Source organism: Diplocloster hominis (assembly GCF_032380655.1).
Classification (GTDB): domain Bacteria; phylum Bacillota; class Clostridia; order Lachnospirales; family Lachnospiraceae; genus Diplocloster; species Diplocloster hominis.
Genome location: NZ_JAWDIY010000025.1, coordinates 35,109 through 55,364 on the forward strand (window position 1 = coordinate 35,109; position 20,256 = coordinate 55,364).

Annotated in this window: 16 protein-coding genes; 8 read left to right on the top strand and 8 right to left on the bottom strand. The window is 47.5% G+C overall.

What is annotated here, in order from left to right; genetic code table 11:
* The first annotated feature begins 87 nt into the window (after positions 1 to 87).
* Complete coding sequence (locus ABC831_RS19440; protein ID WP_343249728.1) at positions 88 to 954, top strand: MerR family transcriptional regulator; 867 nt, start codon at positions 88 to 90, stop codon at positions 952 to 954.
* Positions 955 to 1,179: 225 nt separating this feature from the next.
* Here the strand turns inward: ABC831_RS19440 and ABC831_RS19445 are convergent, their stop codons facing one another.
* Together ABC831_RS19445 and ABC831_RS19450 are read right to left on the bottom strand one after the other, a co-directional pair.
* Positions 1,180 to 2,868 (bottom strand): M56 family metallopeptidase, encoded by a 1,689-nt coding sequence (locus ABC831_RS19445; RefSeq protein WP_343249729.1) that lies wholly within the window; start codon positions 2,866 to 2,868, stop codon positions 1,180 to 1,182.
* Positions 2,869 to 2,871: 3 nt separating this feature from the next.
* Positions 2,872 to 3,234 (bottom strand): BlaI/MecI/CopY family transcriptional regulator, encoded by a 363-nt coding sequence (locus ABC831_RS19450; RefSeq protein ID WP_343249730.1) that lies wholly within the window; start codon positions 3,232 to 3,234, stop codon positions 2,872 to 2,874.
* Between the two features lie 338 nt (positions 3,235 to 3,572).
* Here ABC831_RS19450 and ABC831_RS19455 point away from each other — a divergent pair, with 338 nt between their 5' ends.
* The gene (locus ABC831_RS19455) at positions 3,573 to 3,719 is read left to right on the top strand and encodes a hypothetical protein (protein WP_343249731.1); all 147 of its coding nucleotides are present in this window, start codon (positions 3,573 to 3,575) and stop codon (positions 3,717 to 3,719) included.
* A 61-nt stretch (positions 3,720 to 3,780) separates the two neighbouring features.
* On the opposite strand, the gene ABC831_RS19460 is transcribed toward ABC831_RS19455, so the two are convergent.
* From ABC831_RS19460 to ABC831_RS19470, 3 genes are all read right to left on the bottom strand, one after another.
* Positions 3,781 to 4,593 (bottom strand): MBL fold metallo-hydrolase, encoded by an 813-nt coding sequence (locus ABC831_RS19460; protein WP_343249732.1) that lies wholly within the window; start codon positions 4,591 to 4,593, stop codon positions 3,781 to 3,783.
* A gap of 68 nt (positions 4,594 to 4,661) precedes the next feature.
* Positions 4,662 to 5,534, bottom strand: a complete 873-nt coding sequence (locus ABC831_RS19465) for an NAD(P)-dependent oxidoreductase (protein WP_343249733.1) — start codon at positions 5,532 to 5,534, stop codon at positions 4,662 to 4,664.
* Positions 5,535 to 5,716: 182 nt separating this feature from the next.
* Positions 5,717 to 6,943, bottom strand: coding sequence for a hypothetical protein (locus tag ABC831_RS19470; RefSeq protein WP_343249734.1), 1,227 nt, complete (start codon positions 6,941 to 6,943; stop codon positions 5,717 to 5,719).
* Positions 6,944 to 7,433: 490 nt separating this feature from the next.
* Between ABC831_RS19470 and ABC831_RS19475 the strand changes: the two genes are divergently transcribed.
* From ABC831_RS19475 to ABC831_RS19495, 5 genes are all read left to right on the top strand, one after another.
* Positions 7,434 to 7,874, top strand: a complete 441-nt coding sequence (locus ABC831_RS19475; RefSeq protein ID WP_343249735.1) for a phasin family protein — start codon at positions 7,434 to 7,436, stop codon at positions 7,872 to 7,874.
* 266 nt (positions 7,875 to 8,140) lie between these two features.
* Positions 8,141 to 8,974 (top strand): hypothetical protein, encoded by an 834-nt coding sequence (locus tag ABC831_RS19480; RefSeq protein ID WP_343249737.1) that lies wholly within the window; start codon positions 8,141 to 8,143, stop codon positions 8,972 to 8,974.
* Between the two features lie 349 nt (positions 8,975 to 9,323).
* The gene (locus ABC831_RS19485; protein WP_343249765.1) at positions 9,324 to 11,072 is read left to right on the top strand and encodes an ABC transporter ATP-binding protein/permease; all 1,749 of its coding nucleotides are present in this window, start codon (positions 9,324 to 9,326) and stop codon (positions 11,070 to 11,072) included.
* Positions 11,056 to 12,714, top strand: coding sequence for an amino acid ABC transporter ATP-binding/permease protein (locus ABC831_RS19490; RefSeq protein WP_343249738.1), 1,659 nt, complete (start codon positions 11,056 to 11,058; stop codon positions 12,712 to 12,714). Before ABC831_RS19485 ends, ABC831_RS19490 begins: the two co-directional genes overlap by 17 nt.
* A gap of 99 nt (positions 12,715 to 12,813) precedes the next feature.
* Complete coding sequence (locus tag ABC831_RS19495) at positions 12,814 to 13,422, top strand: DUF454 family protein (RefSeq protein ID WP_343249739.1); 609 nt, start codon at positions 12,814 to 12,816, stop codon at positions 13,420 to 13,422.
* 55 nt (positions 13,423 to 13,477) lie between these two features.
* Here ABC831_RS19495 and ABC831_RS19500 read toward each other — a convergent pair whose 3' ends face one another.
* Positions 13,478 to 13,621 (bottom strand): 4Fe-4S binding protein, encoded by a 144-nt coding sequence (locus ABC831_RS19500; protein ID WP_343249740.1) that lies wholly within the window; start codon positions 13,619 to 13,621, stop codon positions 13,478 to 13,480.
* 279 nt (positions 13,622 to 13,900) lie between these two features.
* Between ABC831_RS19500 and ABC831_RS19505 the strand changes: the two genes are divergently transcribed.
* Positions 13,901 to 15,499, top strand: a complete 1,599-nt coding sequence (locus tag ABC831_RS19505; RefSeq protein ID WP_343249741.1) for an ABC1 kinase family protein — start codon at positions 13,901 to 13,903, stop codon at positions 15,497 to 15,499.
* Here the strand turns inward: ABC831_RS19505 and ABC831_RS19510 are convergent.
* Together ABC831_RS19510 and ppdK are read right to left on the bottom strand one after the other, a co-directional pair.
* Positions 15,453 to 17,285 (bottom strand): hypothetical protein, encoded by a 1,833-nt coding sequence (locus ABC831_RS19510; protein WP_343249742.1) that lies wholly within the window; start codon positions 17,283 to 17,285, stop codon positions 15,453 to 15,455. The genes ABC831_RS19505 and ABC831_RS19510 overlap by 47 nt on opposite strands.
* A gap of 205 nt (positions 17,286 to 17,490) precedes the next feature.
* A complete protein-coding gene (gene ppdK / locus ABC831_RS19515; protein ID WP_343249743.1) occupies positions 17,491 to 20,112 on the bottom strand; it encodes a pyruvate, phosphate dikinase in 2,622 nt (873 codons plus the stop codon).
* Positions 20,113 to 20,256: the final 144 nt, after the last annotated feature.

Consider the following 20,256-nt stretch of genomic DNA (forward strand, 5'->3'; position numbering starts at 1 on the left):
TTTCTGATTTGCTTTCCTAATGAATAAGACAGCTAATACCCCATAGTACCATGATATCAGCATTAAAAACGATGCAGGGAGGAAAGCATGTTAACTACAAGTCAGGTTTCAGAATTAACAGGTATCAGCACACGGACTTTGCAATACTATGATGAAATCAATCTGTTAAAGCCCAGCGCATTAACTGCATCCGGGTATCGTTTATATAATGACGATGCCCTGCAGGAGCTGCAGCAGATCCTGTTTTTCAAGGAGCTCGGGTTCAAACTGAAGGAAATCAAAGAAATTCTGCGCAAACCCGAATTTGACAGGATTAAGTCTTTTAAAAAGCAAAAGGAACTGCTCTTATTAAAACGCAATCGAATCGACAGACTCGTTGAGCTCCTTAGTCGGTTGGAGAAAGGAGAAGCATGTATGAGTTTCAAAGAATTTGACCTGTCCGGATATATCGAAGCGCTGGAGTGCTTCAAAAACAGTAACACGGAAGAAATCATCAAGCATTGGGGAAGCATCGATAATTTTGATCTGTTTATCCGAAAAGCGAAGGAGGATGAATCTAATATAGCCCAACTGGCCATAAAACAGTATGGCAGTGTTGAGAAATACACAGAGGCCATGAAGTACAATATGGAACATTTCTCTGAAATCATAGAACAGCAGCAGGCTCTTACCGGAGTTAATAAAGAACTGTTACAGAAGAATCAGGATCTGTACGCTTCCCTGACTTCCGATATGGATCAGGATGCCGCTTCCGAAGAAATTCAGAATATCGTACATGAAATCGTAACCTTTACCGAGGAATCGCTGCTGACCTCAAGCGTCGGGGATGGATACTGGGATATCATCATACAAAGCTACCGCAATGACATTTCCAAAGCAGTCACTGACACCAAATACGGGGAAGGTGCTGCCGATTATATCGTTAAAGCTCTCCAGTATTATTTTCATAAATAATCTCCTCACCGCTTCCTCACTTTTTCTATGAAATGAAAAAGAGTTTCGCTTGCGAAACTCTCCGCCTACGGCGGGCCGCGTAAGCGGCATCTTCCTTTCCGCCGTAGTGCGATCCCCGCGGAGCGTTTTTTATTTCATAGGAGCACTTTCCTATGAAATAAAAAACACACTGGGATTCCCGATTACGTAATATCCCAGTGGTTTATATGTTCAAAATTTCTATCGTTACTCTTTCCCTACACTCCCTACAATCCAGATTCCATCCTTCCCCTGGCTTTCGGGCTGATACATCTGTATCCTAACGGCTCCATCTGTCCAGCGATAGCTCACTACCGCTTCCCCATCGCCCTCACTTATAATTTCCGGTGTGCCGCCCGTCAGGTCTAACTGCCACTGCGCGGCGTAATCCGGCTGTGTCAGCGGGGTATAATAATCGACATTCATTTTCGTATCATAGTGATCCTGTAACGCCCCGGTAAACCCTTTTGCCTTATAATCCGGAATCACATATTCTCCCTGCCTGAAATAGGCTTCATCAAATTCTGCTGCAGAGCTGATTTTGTCATACTGGGTAAACCGGACATCTGACACCAGATATCCTCCGTCACGCTCCTCATATGTGATATCATTTCTCCAGACAGTGATATGGGGATCCGAAACAATCGCATTATAATAAATTACCATGGAATTCTCCGGGCCCATCACGATCTGATAGTCGTCTTCCCACGGCCATGGGCTGGACCAACCGAAGAAATAACTTCCATCATCCAGTATCTCGCCCCCCAGCTCTTCAAACTGCTGTTGGTCCGCCAGCAGCTGCGAGATCCGCTCCCCGTCCCTGTCAGTAAAAGCTTTGGCCCATGCTTCAGCCAATGCCTCAGGAGTATTCGGTATCGCTGCAGCAGACTGCTGGTTCAAAGATATAGACTGTGAATCCTGAATATCTGTAAGTTCCTGCGTATCCGGAGTCTTTGTATTCCCCTTCGGATCTGTCAGCAAACCGCAGGCACAGACTGTACAGATCACCGCCACAAACAGAATCAGCCCTAACGCCGGCTTTTTGTAGCGCAGCACATTTTTCACCCTGCTCTTCACAGCATTTTCCCCAAAGGCCAGCGGAGCGCTCAAAACCCCATTTTCATGAATCGCCATGGACAGCAGGGAACTGGAGTAATCTTTTTTAATACCATTTCCCATCTCACGCAGGACACGTTCATCACAAGCCATTTCCATATCCCGGTTCATCAGGATAAAAGCAATCCATACCAGAGGATTAAACCAATGGACACAGGTGATAAAAAATGCGGCGGCCTTTACCAGATAGTCTCTCCTGCTTATATGAACCTGCTCATGCCGGATGACATATTCTTCCTCATCATCCGTAAGCCCGGCAGGCAGATAGATCGCCGGACAAAACAGCCCGATCACGAAGGGGGTGCGTATATGCCCGGATATGTAGATATTGCTGCCGATCAGATCCGCATCTGTCAGCTTGCGGCGAAGCTTTCTCAGGGAAATAAGATTATACAGCACCAGCCCTGCGGCTGTGCCTATCCACAGGACCGACAGTATTCCGTTGATCGAAAGGTGCGGACTTTGATCCGTCACTGCGTCATAGATGGGATTGTAAATATTTTCCTTTGATTCCGTATGCACCTGGGTATTCTCCGCAAAAGCCCCGGATTCCTGCTGCACCAATTGTTCAAACCGCACCTCATTGACCCGTGCGGGAATCAGACTTATGACACTCTCGAAAGACAGAGGGCAGATCAGCCTTATAAAAACGATTCCCCACAAAAGATAGGAAAACAGCTTCGGTGTCTTTCGCAGAAGCAGGCGGATGACGATAACCACGGCTATAATATAACTGGAAACAAGACTCATATGAAAAACCGAAAGAAATACCCCTTCCATCTTCTATTCCTCCTCATATTCATCGATCATTTTACGGATTTCTTCTACCTGTTTCCTCGATAATTTCTTCTGATTCATAAATGCGGCCAGGAACCTAGGCAGGGACCCCCCATAATTATCATTGATGAATTCCTGGCCCTGCAGCTGATGGTATTGTTCCTCTTTGATTAACGAGGTAACTACCGCCTGCTCATTCTTCAGAATTTTCTGTTCACATAATTTCTTTAATACCGTATAGGTTGTAGATTTTTTCCAATCAAAGCTCTGGCCGCACAATTTAACCAGGTCTCCGGAAGCTACCGGTTCTTCCTTCCAGACAAGCTGGGCGAATCTAAGCTCACTGTCCGTCATACGATAACATCTCATTCCTGCTTTCCTCCCTATTCATTATCCTTTGATTTGTCATACTGTTCCTGTGTCTGGGGACAATTGGTCTATAAGTTATCGTCCTATATTTAGTCTATATCTTATAGACCATTTTGTCAACCGTTTTTTATAAAATAGGATGATATATCGTATCTGACCGGTTCATTTGCATATTTTTTCATATTTCTCAGAAAACCGGAATAATTTTCTTGTACAAGCATATATATTAATATACCTTATGGAGCAGCTATGCTGCGCCCCCGCCCGAAGGGCATGCATGAAGGGCATGCATGAAGGGATGCTGTAACGTATACATATGGAATCAGGAGGATCGAACTATGGTTATTCATCACAAATATAGTTATCTGCTGGACTATCCGGTTATTCAGCGACTTTTTCTCTTCTGCTATCAACATCGCAAAAAAGTAAACTGTTTTATGATGAAGCAGAACCAGCTCTGGACTATCGTTACCTACCAAATGTAAAACTCCTTTTTGACTCAACCGTCTATCGCCGATAACGGTTCAATCAAAAAGGAGTCCTCTTCTACAGCTCTATTACATCCAGATCATCCGGAACATACAGATTTCCTTTATAATACTGCTTTCCCTCCGCGCGATAGCAGTTTTTCCGCTTTGCGCCGTGATCTTCTTCCGTATGGTACAGAATCAGATTGGGGATCTTAAGCCGCTCTGCCACTTCGCAGGCTTCCCTGACCGTGCTGTGATGTTTCTCATAGGGCTTATATTTGTCCGCCTCGCTGTAGAGGCAGAAGGCCTCATGCATCAGCCAGCTGCTTTCTTTCACATAATCGTAATTTTTCTCATTGTAAGGCTCATCGCCGGCACAGGACAATTTCTGTCCATCCGGCAATTCCATCATGAATCCAAATTGCCTCGCTTTGGTGGACTCAATATCAAAAAAAGTCACGGGGCAGCCCAGGATCTGATGCTGATCTCCGGATTCTAAAGGGACCAGTTTGATCCTGCCGCCTATATTCCGGCAGACGCCAGCAGATACCGTCAGCTCCGCCATGGTCCGGATGGCCGGTACCAGGCCGCTGTGGCTGTAGATCCGCAGATCCCCTTTATATACATTCTTTTCTATCATCGTCCCGATCATCCGGATCATCCAGACCACCCCCAGAAGATGGTCTGCATGTTCATGAGTGATAAAGATATCGTGTATCTGTCCGAGACCGATACCCGCATGCTTACACTGGGTCAGTATCCCATTTCCGCCGCCGCAGTCCACCAGAAAATACGGACCCGCATCCAAACGCTCATCGGTAATCCCGAAACAGGTATTATAGATCTCAGTCACTGCCGCATGACCGGTTCCCAACATCACAAGCTTCATTTCGTCCTCCATTCATGCGCAATCCCGCACTTATCCATATGTAAATCCCTGATGAACTTCTTTTATGTTCATTCCTTCCGGTCTTCATAATGCCGGATCAGTGCCTGTGTCCCCAGATCACCAAACCCTTCTGCCTCCAGTTCCTCATAATTAGCCAGTGCTTGTTTCAGTATTTCCAGATGCAGAGAGCTGTCCTTTGCCTCCTCATCCGCCAGCTTCATATCTTTGATAAAGTGTTTGATATAAAAGCCCGGCGCGTAGTCCTCATTTACCATCTTAAGTCCCATCAGATCCAGCTGCCTGCTGCCGGCCGCACCGGTAGCCACGGATTTTAACAGAGTCTGTATATTAAGCCCCTTCGCCCGGGCATAACTAAGCGCCTCGCTGACACCGGATATCGTCCCGGCGATCATGATCTGGTTCGCCATCTTCGTATGCTGTCCGAACCCGGCTTCCCCCTCATAATTGATATTGGTTCCCATCGCCTGAAATATCGGAAGACAGGCTTCATAACCGGCCTTTTCCCCACCAACCAGTATCGATAAGGTTCCATTCTTCGCGCCCACGTCTCCTCCTGTTACCGGCGCATCCAGGGCATGCATGCCTCGTTTTTCCGCCGCCAGGGCGATCCTCTTGGCAAGCTTCGGGCTGGAAGTCGTCATATCGATCAGATAAGTACCCGGCGCCGCTGAATTCAGGATTCCCCCATCCGCGAAATAGACCTCCTCCACATCGCTTGGATAACCCACGATGGTAATCACCGCGCCGCATTCTTTCACACATTGGGCGATCGAATCATGATACTGCATCCCTTCCGCTATGACATCCCCGACCTTTTCTTTGTTCCGGGCATAAATATGTAATTCAAAACCATTTTTCATCAGGTTCCTCGCCATGGATTTCCCCATAATACCCAGACCAATGAATGCTATTTTCTTCATTTCAGCTCCTCCTTTATCTACTTTTAAATAGAGTCTCGCTTGCGAAGCTCTCCGCCTGCGGCGGGCCGCGTAAGCGGCATCTTCCTTTCCGCCGTAGTGCGATCCCCGCCTGTGCTCCTGTCAAATAAAATATACCCGCTTCGTCTTTCCCAGACAAAGCGGGCTGTAATCCGCGCCTGCCATCAGCCCGGTAAAAACATTTTCACAATATTAGCCAGATAATCCACAATATAAGGCTGATAACACCTGGCATCCAGCTTATCCAGTGTAAATAAAAACAACAGGAACAGCAGATAGAGTAACATATGCTTCTCCACGCCGGCCGCTGTCTGCTTCACGGCAGTGATCATATAAGAATTTCTCTTATACAGCAGAATCAGAATCATACCGAACTCCAGAATGATATGAACCGCGATATACCGTTCCCAGTCCACCATGATCAGCCAAACCGGCAGCATAGCCAGATTCGACAGCTGCATCAGCGTGAACATCCATTTGATCCTTTTTTCCTTGCAGCAGCGGTATGCTTTTTTCCATATTGACACCAAAAAACCAAACATCGGAAGCAGGAAAATAAGAGTCACAACCGTGTGCCGCAGATTATAAGTCAGATCCCTGATCCAGAAATTAGTCCAGTGTTCCTGTAAATGGGCAAAATATTCATAATAAATATTATCATCCAGATACGCATAGTCGGTTCTGGTCTCAATATAGGCCTTTACTGCGCTGATACTATTCAGGTTAATCGACGAAAACAGCTGCAGATAGAGGAAAAATCCCCCGATCAGCACAAATACCAGCCCGCCCACAATAATTTCCTTCTTCTTATTTTTGGCCTCAAACACATTGTAGACGCCGCAGACAAACACAAGAGGGAAAAACATAAAGATATAGATCTGATGAATCATACAGCAGGCTGCAGACAGCAAAAGAACCAGCGCATATTTAACATAGACGTTCTTAATCCGCAGCAGAGCCACGATCTGCACCAATGTCAGGATCAGCAGATAGATCTCAAGCCTACCCATATTTTCCTGTGTAACCAGATAAGTAAGCGCCGCCGGTGAAGCCAGATAAGCCATCAAGACATAAATCACGCCCCGGGTCTCGTTCCGGTACAGCCGAAGCACCCTGCCGCACAGAACGGCCACCAGCAGATTCAGCAGTGTCAACGCGACGAACACGAACTGGAACAATTGTTTTCCCGTCACAAAATCAGGAAAAAAGAATTTTACCACCGAACCAATCAACAGCCGGGTGCTGAACCCCTGATCAAAATTTAAAATGTAATTCGGTGTCATCCAGGGATTCACTTCCAGCGGGCATCTGGCCACCAGATCCAGCATAAGAAAAGCAAACAGATAGAATTCGTAATCTATTTTACGAAAAAGCTCCTTTAGCTTTGTCACACAACTCATCTCCTACTCGTAATTATTATGGACACTCCATCCCACACTTTAATCATTATACCTAAAAATGGGTTTGTTTACAATCGGAAATTCAGGCGGTGGTCCGGGAAGGTGTCCGGGAGGGTGTCCGGGAAGGTGTCCGGGAAGAGAGGGACGGGGCTTGGCCTCCGGAATCGGGCGGCATATCTCGCGGGGCCAAGCCCCGTCCCTCTCTTCCCTGCTTTAATTCCTGCCTCTTTCCAAGTTTCAAAAAGACGTATGGTATTGCCGTCGTATGTAGTATCGTCGTGAGTATCGGCTCCGATAATCGCCGATATATGAAAGTTTTTATGATTTTGTTAAAATAGGGAAGCACAATTCCAGATGAAAACATAAGCAAGTTTATTAAATTTTTATAAAAGTGGGCGGAAATGGAGGACTTTTTGGGATAGTGTGTTATACTTAGGAATAGATACACGGACACGACATTTCACGAAAGGAATGAATGTAGATGGATATCAGTGAAGGATTGAAGAAAGTATTTTTGGCAGGAGTAGGCGCCATCGCCACAACCGCAGATGCTGCCAAGGATCTGGTGGATACGCTGGTGAAAAAAGGTGAGATCACCGTAGAACAGGGACGCGTGTTGAATGAGGAATTGAAGCGCTCCGCTAAAGAAAAAATGAATGATCATGTGACTGTGAATATAATCAAGGAATATAAGGATGTTATGTCCGCAGTGGATCACATGCCTAAGGAAGAACGGGACGTGCTCAGGGAGAAACTGGCCGCTTTGGAAAAGGAAGAAGCCGAAAAACGGGCCGCACAGGCAGCGGCAGACACGCAGGATGAGAGTGCCGGGGACACCGGGGATGAGACATCCAGCAGCGAACCTGACCACAATGAAGCGGATAATAGCGTAAACTCTGATGATGAAAGTGCCGACGCTTAGTTTTCCGGTACGCTTTGCTGGTTTTTCGGTATACTGTGGCTCAAAGAACATTCGATTAAGCCAGGTTTACTATGGATAAGTAATGTTTATATCAGAAACACCCTGCACCGGCCGGACTTAGTATGTCCGGCTGGGTGCAGGGCGTTTCTGGTGTATGGTTTTTCATTTCATTTCATTTTATTTTATGGTGTACGGTGTGTTTCGGATGTTCTCTGCCGTTGGTGGACCGTTGTTTTTACGGTTTCTTATCTTTGAAAGGTAATACTATGCCAAATCAAATTGAAGTATTAAAGCTGCGAATATTGACCTGTTTCCTGGAAATGTCTCAGGAGAACTGCACAGTTACCAATCTGTCTAAGACGCTGGTGGAGGAGAAATATGCGGTCAGCCGGGCCATGATCGCCTTGGAAAAAGAAGGCTTGCTGGACCGCAGCAATGTAAGGCATCCCGCCTTGACCCCGGCCGGATCGGCTGCTGCTAAAAAATATGCGGAACGCATGGATATCGCCATGAACCACCTGATCTATGAGGGCGTGGCACCCCAGGCTGCCCAGGCGGATGCCAGGGTCCTATCCCTGTACTGTTCGGATGAGATCTTTGAAGTCATCCGGGGGACGGAAGAACGCTATCGGGTCAAGCATGTCCTTAGAAACCGTAAGAGTTTTGACGGTGCCGTACTGTGCCACAGCCTGCGGGATGGCTGTTATTCCCTCCCGTTTATTCTTTACCGGGAACATGTGAAAAACCATGATAATATCTCCATGGCTAATGAAGGGTTTGAACATCCCTGCGGCCTGACGGTACAAAAGAATATGGGGGTGATCAGGCTGAAAGCGCTCACGGTTACGCATTTCTCTGCAGCTGATGGCCTGAAAAAGTCGGCGAAGATCGGCAATTTGAAATATTATGACGGGGAGCATTATTGTGATGCGGAGCGGAACGGTGATTTCTGGCATATTCCGGCAGAAGTACTGCATTTCGTTAATATTGGCAATGATGTGGGACGGGTCCTGCATGGTAGTGTCTGCCTGAAAATGTCCGTCTCCATCGGACCGGTACATATGCCGGAAAGCGTGGCCATATTTACAATTTTATTTTAAAATTCTGCAATCACTTGCCGCTTCTCCCTTTAGCTTTGATATTTGAGGCTCCCACAGGAGGATGCAGACTCTGCGCTTGATCCTATAATCAAATAATTAATAATATTTTTGTAGCACATATGCAACTTTTTTTACAAGCACGGATACAGGTTCCTATCTATATGTTAATAATTCCTTTTTTCCCGGAGTTTGTAGCTTTTATGCTACAAATTTTCAAATCATATTTTATGAAATTGTGGTAAAATTCATATCGGAAAAAGACGCTGGTACGGCGTATTTTTTAAGTCTTATGGTTAGCATTATCTAACCATATTATGGAAATTCAGCTTAAAGAGAGGGAACCAATATGATGATTAACAAACGGCTGATTGGAATCGTCGATGACAGTCAAAAATACATAACCGGAAATGTTCTGGTGCAGTGGTTTAGTCTGCTGGCCAACGTTGTAATGATCTTCGCGATCACAAACCTGCTGCAGGGTCTGTACCTGAATACGGTAATACCACAGTCTTTTATGCTGGTTGCCGTTATCATTGCCGCCGCTGTACTGATACGATTCGTCTGCACCGCCGCTGCCGCCAGGATGGGATATCTGTCTTCCAGGGCGGTTAAAAAAACGCTCCGGGAACTGATCTATCGTAAACTGCTCCGGTTAGGCGCCTCTTACCGGGAACAGGTCAGCACCTCCGAGGTGGTGCAGGTCTCTGTAGAGGGTGTGGATCAGCTGGAGACTTATTTTGGGTCTTATCTGCCGCAGTTCTTCTACAGTATGCTGGCTCCGCTGACCCTGTTTTTTGTGCTGAGCTTTGTGAATCTTCCGGCTGCCGCCGTACTGTTAATCTGTGTCCCTCTGATTCCGGTCTCTATCGCAGCTGTCCAGACCTTCGCGAAAAAGCTGCTGGCAAAATATTGGGTCCAATACACCACCCTCGGGGACACATTCCTGGAAAATCTGCAGGGGCTTACCACATTGAAAATCTACCAGGCAGATGAATTCAAAAACAATGAAATGAACCGGGAAGCGGAACATTTCCGAAAAATTACCATGAAAGTCCTTACCATGCAATTGAATTCCATCACGATTATGGATCTGATCGCCTATGGAGGTGCTGCACTGGGGATGATTATGGCAGTCACCCAATACCGGGCCGGAAACGTATCGCTGGCCGGCTGTCTTGCCATTATTCTGTTATCCGCGGATTTCTTTATCCCCATGCGGCAGTTGGGTAGTTTCTTTCACATTGCCATGAACGGGATGGCTGCCAGTGATAAAATCTTCCATCTGCTGGATCTGCCGGAGCCGGAACAGGGAACATCTGTTCTTCCCAACCGCTGTGACATTATATGTTCGGAGTTAAGCTATTCTTACGGGGAAGAACGGGAAATTCTGCATGGAGCAGATTTCCATTTCTCACAGGGAAGCCTTTCCGCTCTGGTGGGAGAAAGCGGCTGCGGGAAGTCTACAGCCGCCTCGATCCTGATGGGCAGAAACAAAAAATATTCCGGTTCCGTCACTATGGGCGGTGTGGAATTGCGGGACATCGCGGAAGAAAGTCTGATGAAAAATGTCACATATATCAGCCACAACAGCTATCTGTTTAAGGGAACCGTGCGGGAAAATCTGCTGATGGGAAAACCCGGCGCGTCGGATGAGGAAATGTGGCAGGTACTCGGACAGATGAAGCTGGCGGATTTTCTTCGGGAAGAGCAGGGACTGGATACACCGCTCATGGAAAAAGGAGCGAACCTGTCCGGGGGCCAATGCCAGCGGCTGGCACTGGCCAGAGCGCTGCTCCATGACAGTCCTGTCTATATCTTTGACGAGGCCACTTCCAATATCGATGTGGAGAGCGAAAACCATATTATGGATCAGATCCATGCACTGGCCGGCACCAAAACGGTCCTGCTGATCTCCCACCGGCTGGCAAATGTGGTGGGAGCTGACACAATCTACGTACTGGACGCCGGAAATGTAGCGGAACATGGAAGCCATGAAAAACTGCTGGCGGCCGGAGGAGTATACGCAAAGCTTTGGGAGACACAGCAGGCACTGGAACATTATGTGAAGCAGGAGGTTGAAAATGAAAAAGCGGAGTAATCTTATAATCTGCAGACGATTGACCGGGCTGGTTAAGCCACTGGCGGGATTTATGCTGCTGGCAGTCCTGATGGGGCTTGCGGGACATCTTTGCGCTGCCTTTATCACGATATTGGGAGGATACGCGGTTTTGGACCTGCTGCGATTCCAAGTTCCGATTGCTATGGGTATGGCATTTGTCTGTGCCGGTATATTCGCCGTACTTCGAGGAGTTCTGCGCTACGGGGAGCAGTCCTGCAATCATTTTATTGCATTTAAACTGCTGGCACTGATCCGGGATAAGGTATTTCAGGCATTGCGGCGTCTTTGTCCCGCGAAGCTCGAAGGACGGGACAAAGGGAACCTGATATCGGTGATCACCTCGGACATCGAACTTTTAGAAGTATTTTATGCACATACGATCTCCCCTATCGTGATTGCCGTTTTGATGTCTGTTGTGATGTGTATCTATATCGGCAGCTACCATTGGGTTCTGGGCTGTCTGGCGGCAGCCGCCTATATCACGGTAGGCGCCGTGATCCCGGTACTTATCTCGAAGGTCAGCCGGGATGACGGGATGCGGTTCCGCACCCGCTCTGGTGAACTGAGCAGCTTCGTGCTGGACAGCCTGCGTGGACTTCCGGAAACGATCCAGTATGCTATGGGAGACCGCCGCCTGGATGAGATCAGCCGCAAAACCGACCAGCTCTCCGGTGATGAAGCTCGTATGAAACGAATCGCCGGCCGGAATATGGGCTGTACGAATACGGTAATCCTGCTGTTTGACATGGCTATGCTTTTCCTCTCCGCCCTGCTCTATCAGAAGGGACAGACTGGTTTTGACGGTGTACTGATCCCGGTGATCGCCCTGATGAGTTCCTTTGGCCCGGTGACCGCTCTGGCCAATCTGGGCAGTACCTTGCAGAATACATTTGCCGCCGGTGACCGCGTATTGGATATTCTCGACGAGACCCCGGCAGTGGAAGAAGTAGCCGAAGAACCCGAAGTCACATTTTCCGGCGCTTCCGCCGAGCATGTATCCTTTTCTTACGGGGAGGAAACCATTCTGTCAGACGTCTCGCTGAAAATTCCTGAGCATTCGGTCATTGGCATTACCGGAAAAAGCGGAAGCGGCAAATCCACTCTCTTAAAGCTGCTCATGCGTTTCTGGAATGCCGAGAATGGAACAGTAAAACTGTCCGGACGCGAAATTGACCGTATCAACACACCGAACCTGAGGGATCTGGAGAGCTTCGTGACTCAGGAAACCCATCTGTTTCACGACAGCATCGCCAACAACCTGCGCATCGCCAAACCAAACGCCACACAGCAGGAGCTGGAAGAAGCCTGCCGGAAAGCCTCCGTGCACGAGTTTATCCAGAATCTTCCAAAAGGGTATGACACCCCGGTCGGAGAACTGGGTAACAGCCTTTCCGGTGGGGAACGCCAGCGGATCGGACTGGCCCGCGCCTTCCTTCATGATGCCCCATTTCTGCTGCTGGATGAACCCACCAGTAATCTGGACAGCTTAAGTGAAGCGGTGATTCTAAAGTCGCTGGGGGAGGAGCGTTCCGGTAAAACCATAGTTCTGGTATCCCACCGCCGTTCCACCATGCGGATCGTGGATACAGTATATTCCGTGGAAAACGGGAGGATGAGCTGATGTGTCATATTGAAAATGGAATGAGACAGAACACCCCTTTACGGCATTATGTCATGTCCTGGAAACGAAAAAAAAGAAAAAAAGATTGGAGAGACAGCCATGAAGAAAATTTTCTATATCACGTTGGGATGTATCGGATTCGTTCTGGGGGCCCTGGGCGCTGCGCTGCCGCTGCTGCCGGCCTTCCCGTTTCTGCTCCTGTCCGCGTTCTGCTTTGCCAAAAGTTCGCCCAGGCTCCACCGCTGGTTCGTCGGGACAAAACTCTATAAGAACAATCTGGAGAGCTTTGTCCGGGGCCAGGGTATGACCGTAAAGGCCAAAATCCGTATTATGATCACAGTAACCCTGACCATGGCGTTTGGATTTCTGATGATGAGCCGCGTGCCTGTGGGACGAATTATTCTGACCTGCGTGTGGGCCATACATATTTTTATCTTACTCTTTGCCATTAAAACGAAAAAAGCGGCCCCTGCGGCAGCCGGGCCCTTAATCTGCAAAAAGCTGCTTGTCTCAGGAATGCGGTGCGAAAGCTGCGCAAGGCGGCTGGAATGCGCATTTGACCGCGCGGGCAGTTTCAGCGCAGCCGTTAATTTTCAGGAAAATCTGGCCACCGTCTATCTAAAGGAACCGGTTGAAAATGATGTTCTGATACAATTAGTGAAGCAGGCCGGCTATCAGGTGGAGCAGGTGTGGGAGACCGCATCTTAGCCCCGGCTGTTGTATCACTTTCTGATATTCTAACTGCCAACCCGCATGAAATGGATCAGATATAATTATCAATAATACTTTGCTCGATGATATCCTCACCCAATATCGTGAGTGCCTGGTTCGGACAGTGATTGACACAGCGGTAACACATGGTACAGTTACCGCCCGGCACCGCTTTTCCCGCTGAAATACACTCCAAGCATTTTCCCTCCTCCTTATCTACAAACTCTTCCGTTTCATTCTCTGCCAGTGTCAAATATTATTCCGCCGGCAACAGATTTTCTCTATTATAGACTTTCCAGCATATCCCGTCAAGAATCCTGTTCCCAGTCCTCGTTTTGTTTTTGTATTTTTTCTTTATCTCACATTTGAGCTTCAGATATCTTAAATTTTTATAAATCTGCGCAGAACGGACAGACTTTTCTCAAGAGTGTGTTATACTAAGCTAAAGATATGAAGTATGGAGAAAAGTTTGCCTATGTCGGATACTGCAGCATTACACGAGCGGCCTTCCGGAAACCGTCTGACGGAAATCCTGGGGGTTTTAAAAAAACATCATATCACCCGCGGATTACAGCCTGTAAAGCTGCGGGAGATCTTAGAAGATCTGGGTCCCACCTATGTGAAGCTGGGCCAGATTATGTCTATGCGCTCTGACATCCTCCCGGAAGCCTACTGCCGGGAGCTGACCAGGCTTCGCACAGAGGTCCGCCCCCTGCCCTACGAGACCATCCGGGGAATCATCGAAACAGAGCTCGGCTGCCCGGTATCGGAGGTATTTACCGCCATCGACCCAAAGCCGCTTGGTTCCGCCTCTATCGCGCAGGTGCACCCCGCCGCCTTAAAATCAGGGGAGCGGGTGGTGGTAAAAGTCCAGCGTCCACATATCCGGGAAATCATGGCAAATGATATCGCTCTGATGCGAAAAGCCGTCACCCTGCTGAAATTTACCATCGGAACCGGAGATTTGATCGATTTTCGGATGGTGATCGATGAACTTTGGAAAACCTCCCAGGAAGAGATGGACTTTCTCAAGGAGGCTTCGAACTGTGACCGGTTCCGGGAGAACCAGAATGAGATCGTCTATGTGACCTGTCCGCAGGTGAATCATGAGCTGACGACCCCGCACCTGCTGGTCATGAGCTATATCGACGGTGTACAGATCGACCAGATACCGGAACTTTCCGGGCTGGGATATGACATGCGGGAGATTGGTGAAAAAACCGCGGAAAATTATTGTAAACAGATTTTAGAAGACGGATTTTTCCACGCGGACCCCCATCCGGGTAATCTGCGTGTGGACGGCGGGCAGATCGCATGGCTGGATCTGGGAATGATGGGACAGCTTTCCGAAAATCATAAACAGCTGTTTAAGCGGGCGATTCTGGCTGTTTTAAAAAATGACATCTACGAACTGAAAAATGTACTGCTCAGTCTCGGGGAGCCGAAAGAACGGATCAACCACACCAGGCTTTATACAGATATCGACGATATCGTCAGCCGGTATCTGACCATGGATCTGGGCAGTATGGATCTGGGACGGCTGATCGAAAGCCTGCTGGACCTGGTGAAGGCCCACAGGATCGGGATGCCCTCGGATATTACACTGCTGGGCCGCAGTATCATTACCATGGAAGGACTGCTCTGCGCCTGTTCCCCGGATGTGAATATGTTCCAGATCCTCTCAACCCATATGTCCTCCCTTCTCTTTCAGGATCTGGATCTGAAAAAAGAGCTGGGGCGCAATGCAAGGCAGCTCTACCTGTCCATGGGAAAATCCCTGGAGATTCCCGCACAGCTGTCCGATCTGCTGAATATCACCAAAAACGGGCAGACGAAAATCAATCTGGAACTCACCGATTCCCTGGAAATGCAGAGGGTCTTCCGCAATTCCACAGGCTATCTGACGCTTAGTATTCTCGTGGCTGCGCTGGTCCTGGGAGCCTGTGTCTTGTGCCTGACCAATATACGGCCTGCCCCTCTGGGCATCCCGTGGCTGTCCTGGATCGGTTTCGGGTTGTCCGCATGTCTTATCTTGTATCTTCTCTTCCGTATTCTGATCCGGCCGAAGAGATAGGCTGCGGCCATACCATAGCTAACGGAAGCTTCCGCTCCAGATATTTTTTCTTTATACACAGGTTATGGAGCGGCTCACAGTACTCTTTTTCGTATAATATATTTTGGGTCAACTCCAATAATTCATTCCGTTGTAAATAATGGACCAACGTTTCTGCCGTGATTTTAGAATTTCTGTTTGGATCGATTGGTATCTTTATTAGTTTTTTATTCCGGGGCTCTTTGATCAGAACACCGCTGGGAATCCCCTTTAGAATGCCCCGGAAACTATTGTAGTCACATAAAAATGTGTTTTCTAATTCTTGTTCATCCGCTCGTTGAAAATTGCTCAGAATAATTCTATAGATATGACTAATTTGATAATCTTCTCCCAATCCCAGTTCACCCAATACCTCCGGTAAATGAAGGCGGATGTATTCATACAAACGGTTAATCTGTCTGCCGGCCTCTATTATTTTCTTATTCATGTGATAATACTGTGTAATATTCGACGGAAACCCCCATGCTTTCGCTTCCACTATGAACAGACAGTCTTCCAGAACAAATACACTGTCACATTCGTATGTATCCGAACTCTCATGTCTTTTTATTTTCCCGCATGTGATATTTTCTTCTTTTAACAAACGGAACAGCCGGTGTTCCAACGCTTTTCCCCGGAAATAGAATCCATTTGCCATAGATAAGATTACTTCCGATATCTGTAACTCGGCAACCAGACTGGGAACCATGTAATAATATTTACCACTGGCAATCAGCGGCGCATCCATCAGATCTTTTGCTTTTCCATAAGTCAATAACCTTAACACACCCTCCGGGTCATCTAACCCCAGCTCTGCAAAATCCTGCATCAACTCTCTCTTTTTTATCTGCACACAGACTTTTGGCATATCCCCATTTAAATTTTCTATTTTTCTGGTTTTTAAATGATTTTTGCATATCGTTTTTAAACGGGCATAGGCCCTGATCAAATCCTGTATATTTACGGTTATATGTTCTCCCTCTCTGCCCACGATCTCACAACAGCAGTCGGATAAATCCGCGTACAACTGCCTCTGTAAAATAAAATTCGTCCTGTCGAATTCCGACAGCTCTTCCTTTTTGGGGCCGATCGGATATTGCTCGTATGCCAGCATACTTGTAATATAAGTGCTGCGCTCTCTCATCTCCCAATATGTCCGGATTATCCTGCCCCAAATATCATTTTCACATTGGAACACCTCCTGAACCATGGTGAAATGCGGATCGCCAAATTGCCAGCTTTCTACGATCTGATCTATTAATTTTTTCTTCATGACCGATAATAAATGCCCTTTTGCCCTGAGAATATCTTTCGAGTCAATTTTATCACAGATCTGGTTGTGGCCTTTGTAGACCGCGATATATTCTAACGCGTTTTTGATTTCAATACAGACATTATCAAACAGCTCTCCATAATATAACAGACGTTCATTAACATCCGGTATCGCTCCTAAATCACTCTGAATCCCAAGCTGATAATTCAAGTCGTTTCTTCCCATCTCTGAATTCAAAAGGGAACTCAGGTAATATTCCACAAACAGCAGGTAAGCGGAAAGTTCCCTTGACCCATCTATCGCATTCGCCTCCGCATATTCTTCATCTGTGTATAAATCGCTGTATAACCTGTTGATATAGCCAGATTCCTGCAGAATCCGATCCCAGATCCTGCTTTCGTCATCTGTCAGTTTATCCTGAAGCCAACGATCCAGTTCCTCTATTTTTTTCTTATTTTTCTGCGGACCCGGATATGGATGTATTGTAAATTTCAAAATTTTACATATCCGGAAAAAATCGCTCCGGCTCTCATTTTCAAATGCTTTTTTTATAGTGGCCAAGCTGTATTTGGCTGAATTTATGTATTCGTATTTCATATTGATATGCTCTTATCCTCCTGTAATTACCATTTGGTTAAGGAGACGGACTTTAAAAAGGGCCCCGGCCTGGCAGCCGGAACCCTATCTCTGACTTTTATTCTTATTTATTATTCAGTGCTGCCTGCGCCGCTGCCAATCTTGCGATCGGTACACGGAAAGGTGAGCAGGATACATAGTTCAGGCCAATCTTGTGGCAGAACTCTACGGAAGAAGGATCTCCGCCGTGCTCGCCGCAGATTCCCAGCTTCAGTTCCGGACGGGTCGCGCGTCCTTTTTCAGCCGCCATCTTCACAAGCTTGCCGACACCTGACTGGTCCAGTCTTGCGAAAGGATCGGATTCGTAGATCTTAGCCTTGTAGTAAGCATCCAGGAACTTGCCGGCGTCATCACGGGAGAAGCCGAAGGTCATCTGGGTTAAGTCATTGGTTCCGAAGGAGAAGAATTCTGCTTCCTCAGCGATCTCATCCGCTAACAGAGCGGCTCTGGGGATCTCGATCATGGTACCGATGTGGTACTCGATATCGGAACCTTTTTCCTTCTTAACAGCTTCTGCTGTCTCTACAACAACGTCTTTGACGAATTTTAACTCTTTCTTCTCGCCTACCAGAGGGATCATGATTTCAGGAATGATATCATAACCTTTTTCTGCCTTCACTTCGATGGCAGCTTCCATTACGGCTCTGGTCTGCATCTTAGCGATTTCCGGATAAGTAACAGCCAGACGGCAGCCTCTGTGGCCCATCATCGGGTTGAACTCATGCAGTTCGTCGCATTTTGCCTTAACCTGCTCAGGAGTCAGGCCCATATCTGCTGCCAGGGCTGCGATATCCTCGGCAGAGGTGGGAACGAACTCATGAAGCGGAGGATCCAGGTAACGAACGGTCATCGGCCGTCCTTCCAGTGCTTCATACATAGCCTTGAAGTCACCTTTCTGGAAAGGAATCAGCTCATTCAGAGCTTCTTCTCTGGCTTCTACACTGTCGGAAAGGATCATCTTACGGATCTTCGGAATTCTTTCCGGCTCAAAGAACATATGCTCAGTACGGCAAAGGCCGATACCTTCCGCACCTAATTTTACAGCGTTCAGGGTATCTGCAGGGGTATCTGCGTTGGTACGAACCTTCAGTGTTCTGAACTGGTCAGCCCACTCCATTATTCTGGCGAAGTTTCCGCCTACGGAAGCTTCTACGGTCTTGATATCGCCTAAGTAGATATTTCCGGTGGAACCGTCTAAGGAAATGTAATCTCCCTCATGGATGGTCTCGCCGCCTAATTCGAATACTTTGGCTTCTTCATTGATACTGATCTCGCCGCATCCGGATACACAAGCGGTACCCATACCACGGGCAACAACAGCTGCATGAGAGGTCATACCACCGCGGACGGTCAGGATACCTTCTGCTGCGTGCATACCCTCGATATCTTCCGGAGAGGTCTCCAGACGAACCAGGATAACTCTTTCCCCTTTCTCATGGGCAGCCTTTGCCTCATCAGCGGTGAAGTATACTTTACCTGCTGCAGCGCCAGGAGATGCCGGCAGAGCGGAACCGATTACTTTTCCAGCCTTTAACGCGTCTTTATCGAAGGTCGGATGCAGCAACTGATCCAGGGATTTTGCTTCAATTCTGATAACTGCTTCTTCCGGGGTAATTTTCCCTTCGTCTACCAGGTCGCAGGCGATCTGGATAGCAGCCGGAGCGGTTCTCTTACCGTTACGGGTCTGCAGGAAGTATAATTTTCCTTCCTGGATGGTAAATTCCATGTCCTGCATATCTCTGTAGTGGTCTTCCAGTTTGTTCGCGATCGCCATGAACTGCTCGTAGCACTCAGGCATATCCTGCTCCAGCTTGGTAATCGGCTGGGGAGTACGAACACCGGCAACTACGTCTTCACCCTGAGCGTTGATCAGGTATTCACCGTAGATACCTCTGGCTCCGGTGGAAGGGTTACGGGTAAATGCAACACCGGTACCGGAGGTGTTACCCATGTTACCGAATACCATGCACTGTACGTTGACAGCGGTTCCCCAGTCACCAGGGATGTCATTCATTCTTCTGTATACAATGGCACGAGGGTTGTCCCAGGAACGGAACACAGCTTTTACAGCTTCCATCAACTGAACCTTGGGGTCCTGAGGGAATTCCTCTCCCATGGCATCTTTGTAAATATTCTTGAACAGATTGATGATTTCTTTCAGATCATCAGCGGTCAGATCGGTATCGAATTTCGCACCTTTCTTCTCTTTTTCCTGATCTAAGATTCTCTCGAAATGAGACTTGGGAATCTCCATAACTACGTCGGAGAACATCTGAATAAACCTTCTGTAAGAGTCGTATGCAAATCTGGCATTGCCGGTTTTCTTAGCGAAGCCTTCTACCGCCACATCATTTAAGCCCAGGTTCAGGATCGTATCCATCATACCAGGCATGGACGCACGCGCACCGGAACGTACAGAAACCAGTAACGGATCTTCCGTGTCACCGAATTTCTTACCCTGATGCTCTTCCAGCCATGCAAGGGACTCAAAGATCTGATTCTGAATCTCGTCTGTAATCTTCTTGCCGCTGTTATAGTATTCCGTACAAGCTTCTGTCGTTACAGTGAAACCCTGCGGAATCGGCAGACCGAGATTTGTCATCTCAGCTAAGTTGGCACCTTTTCCACCAAGAAGGTTTCTCATGTCGGCATTACCTTCTTTGAATAAATAAACCCATTTTGCCATTTTCTTAATTCCTCCTAAAATATTGTATATTTGTATAGAACTGAAAAAAGTTCTATATTGGCAGTATTATGCACCTGTTCAATAAGCGCACATATTCATTGTAACATAATAATTTCAGAATTCAATAACTTTTTTCGGACAGGC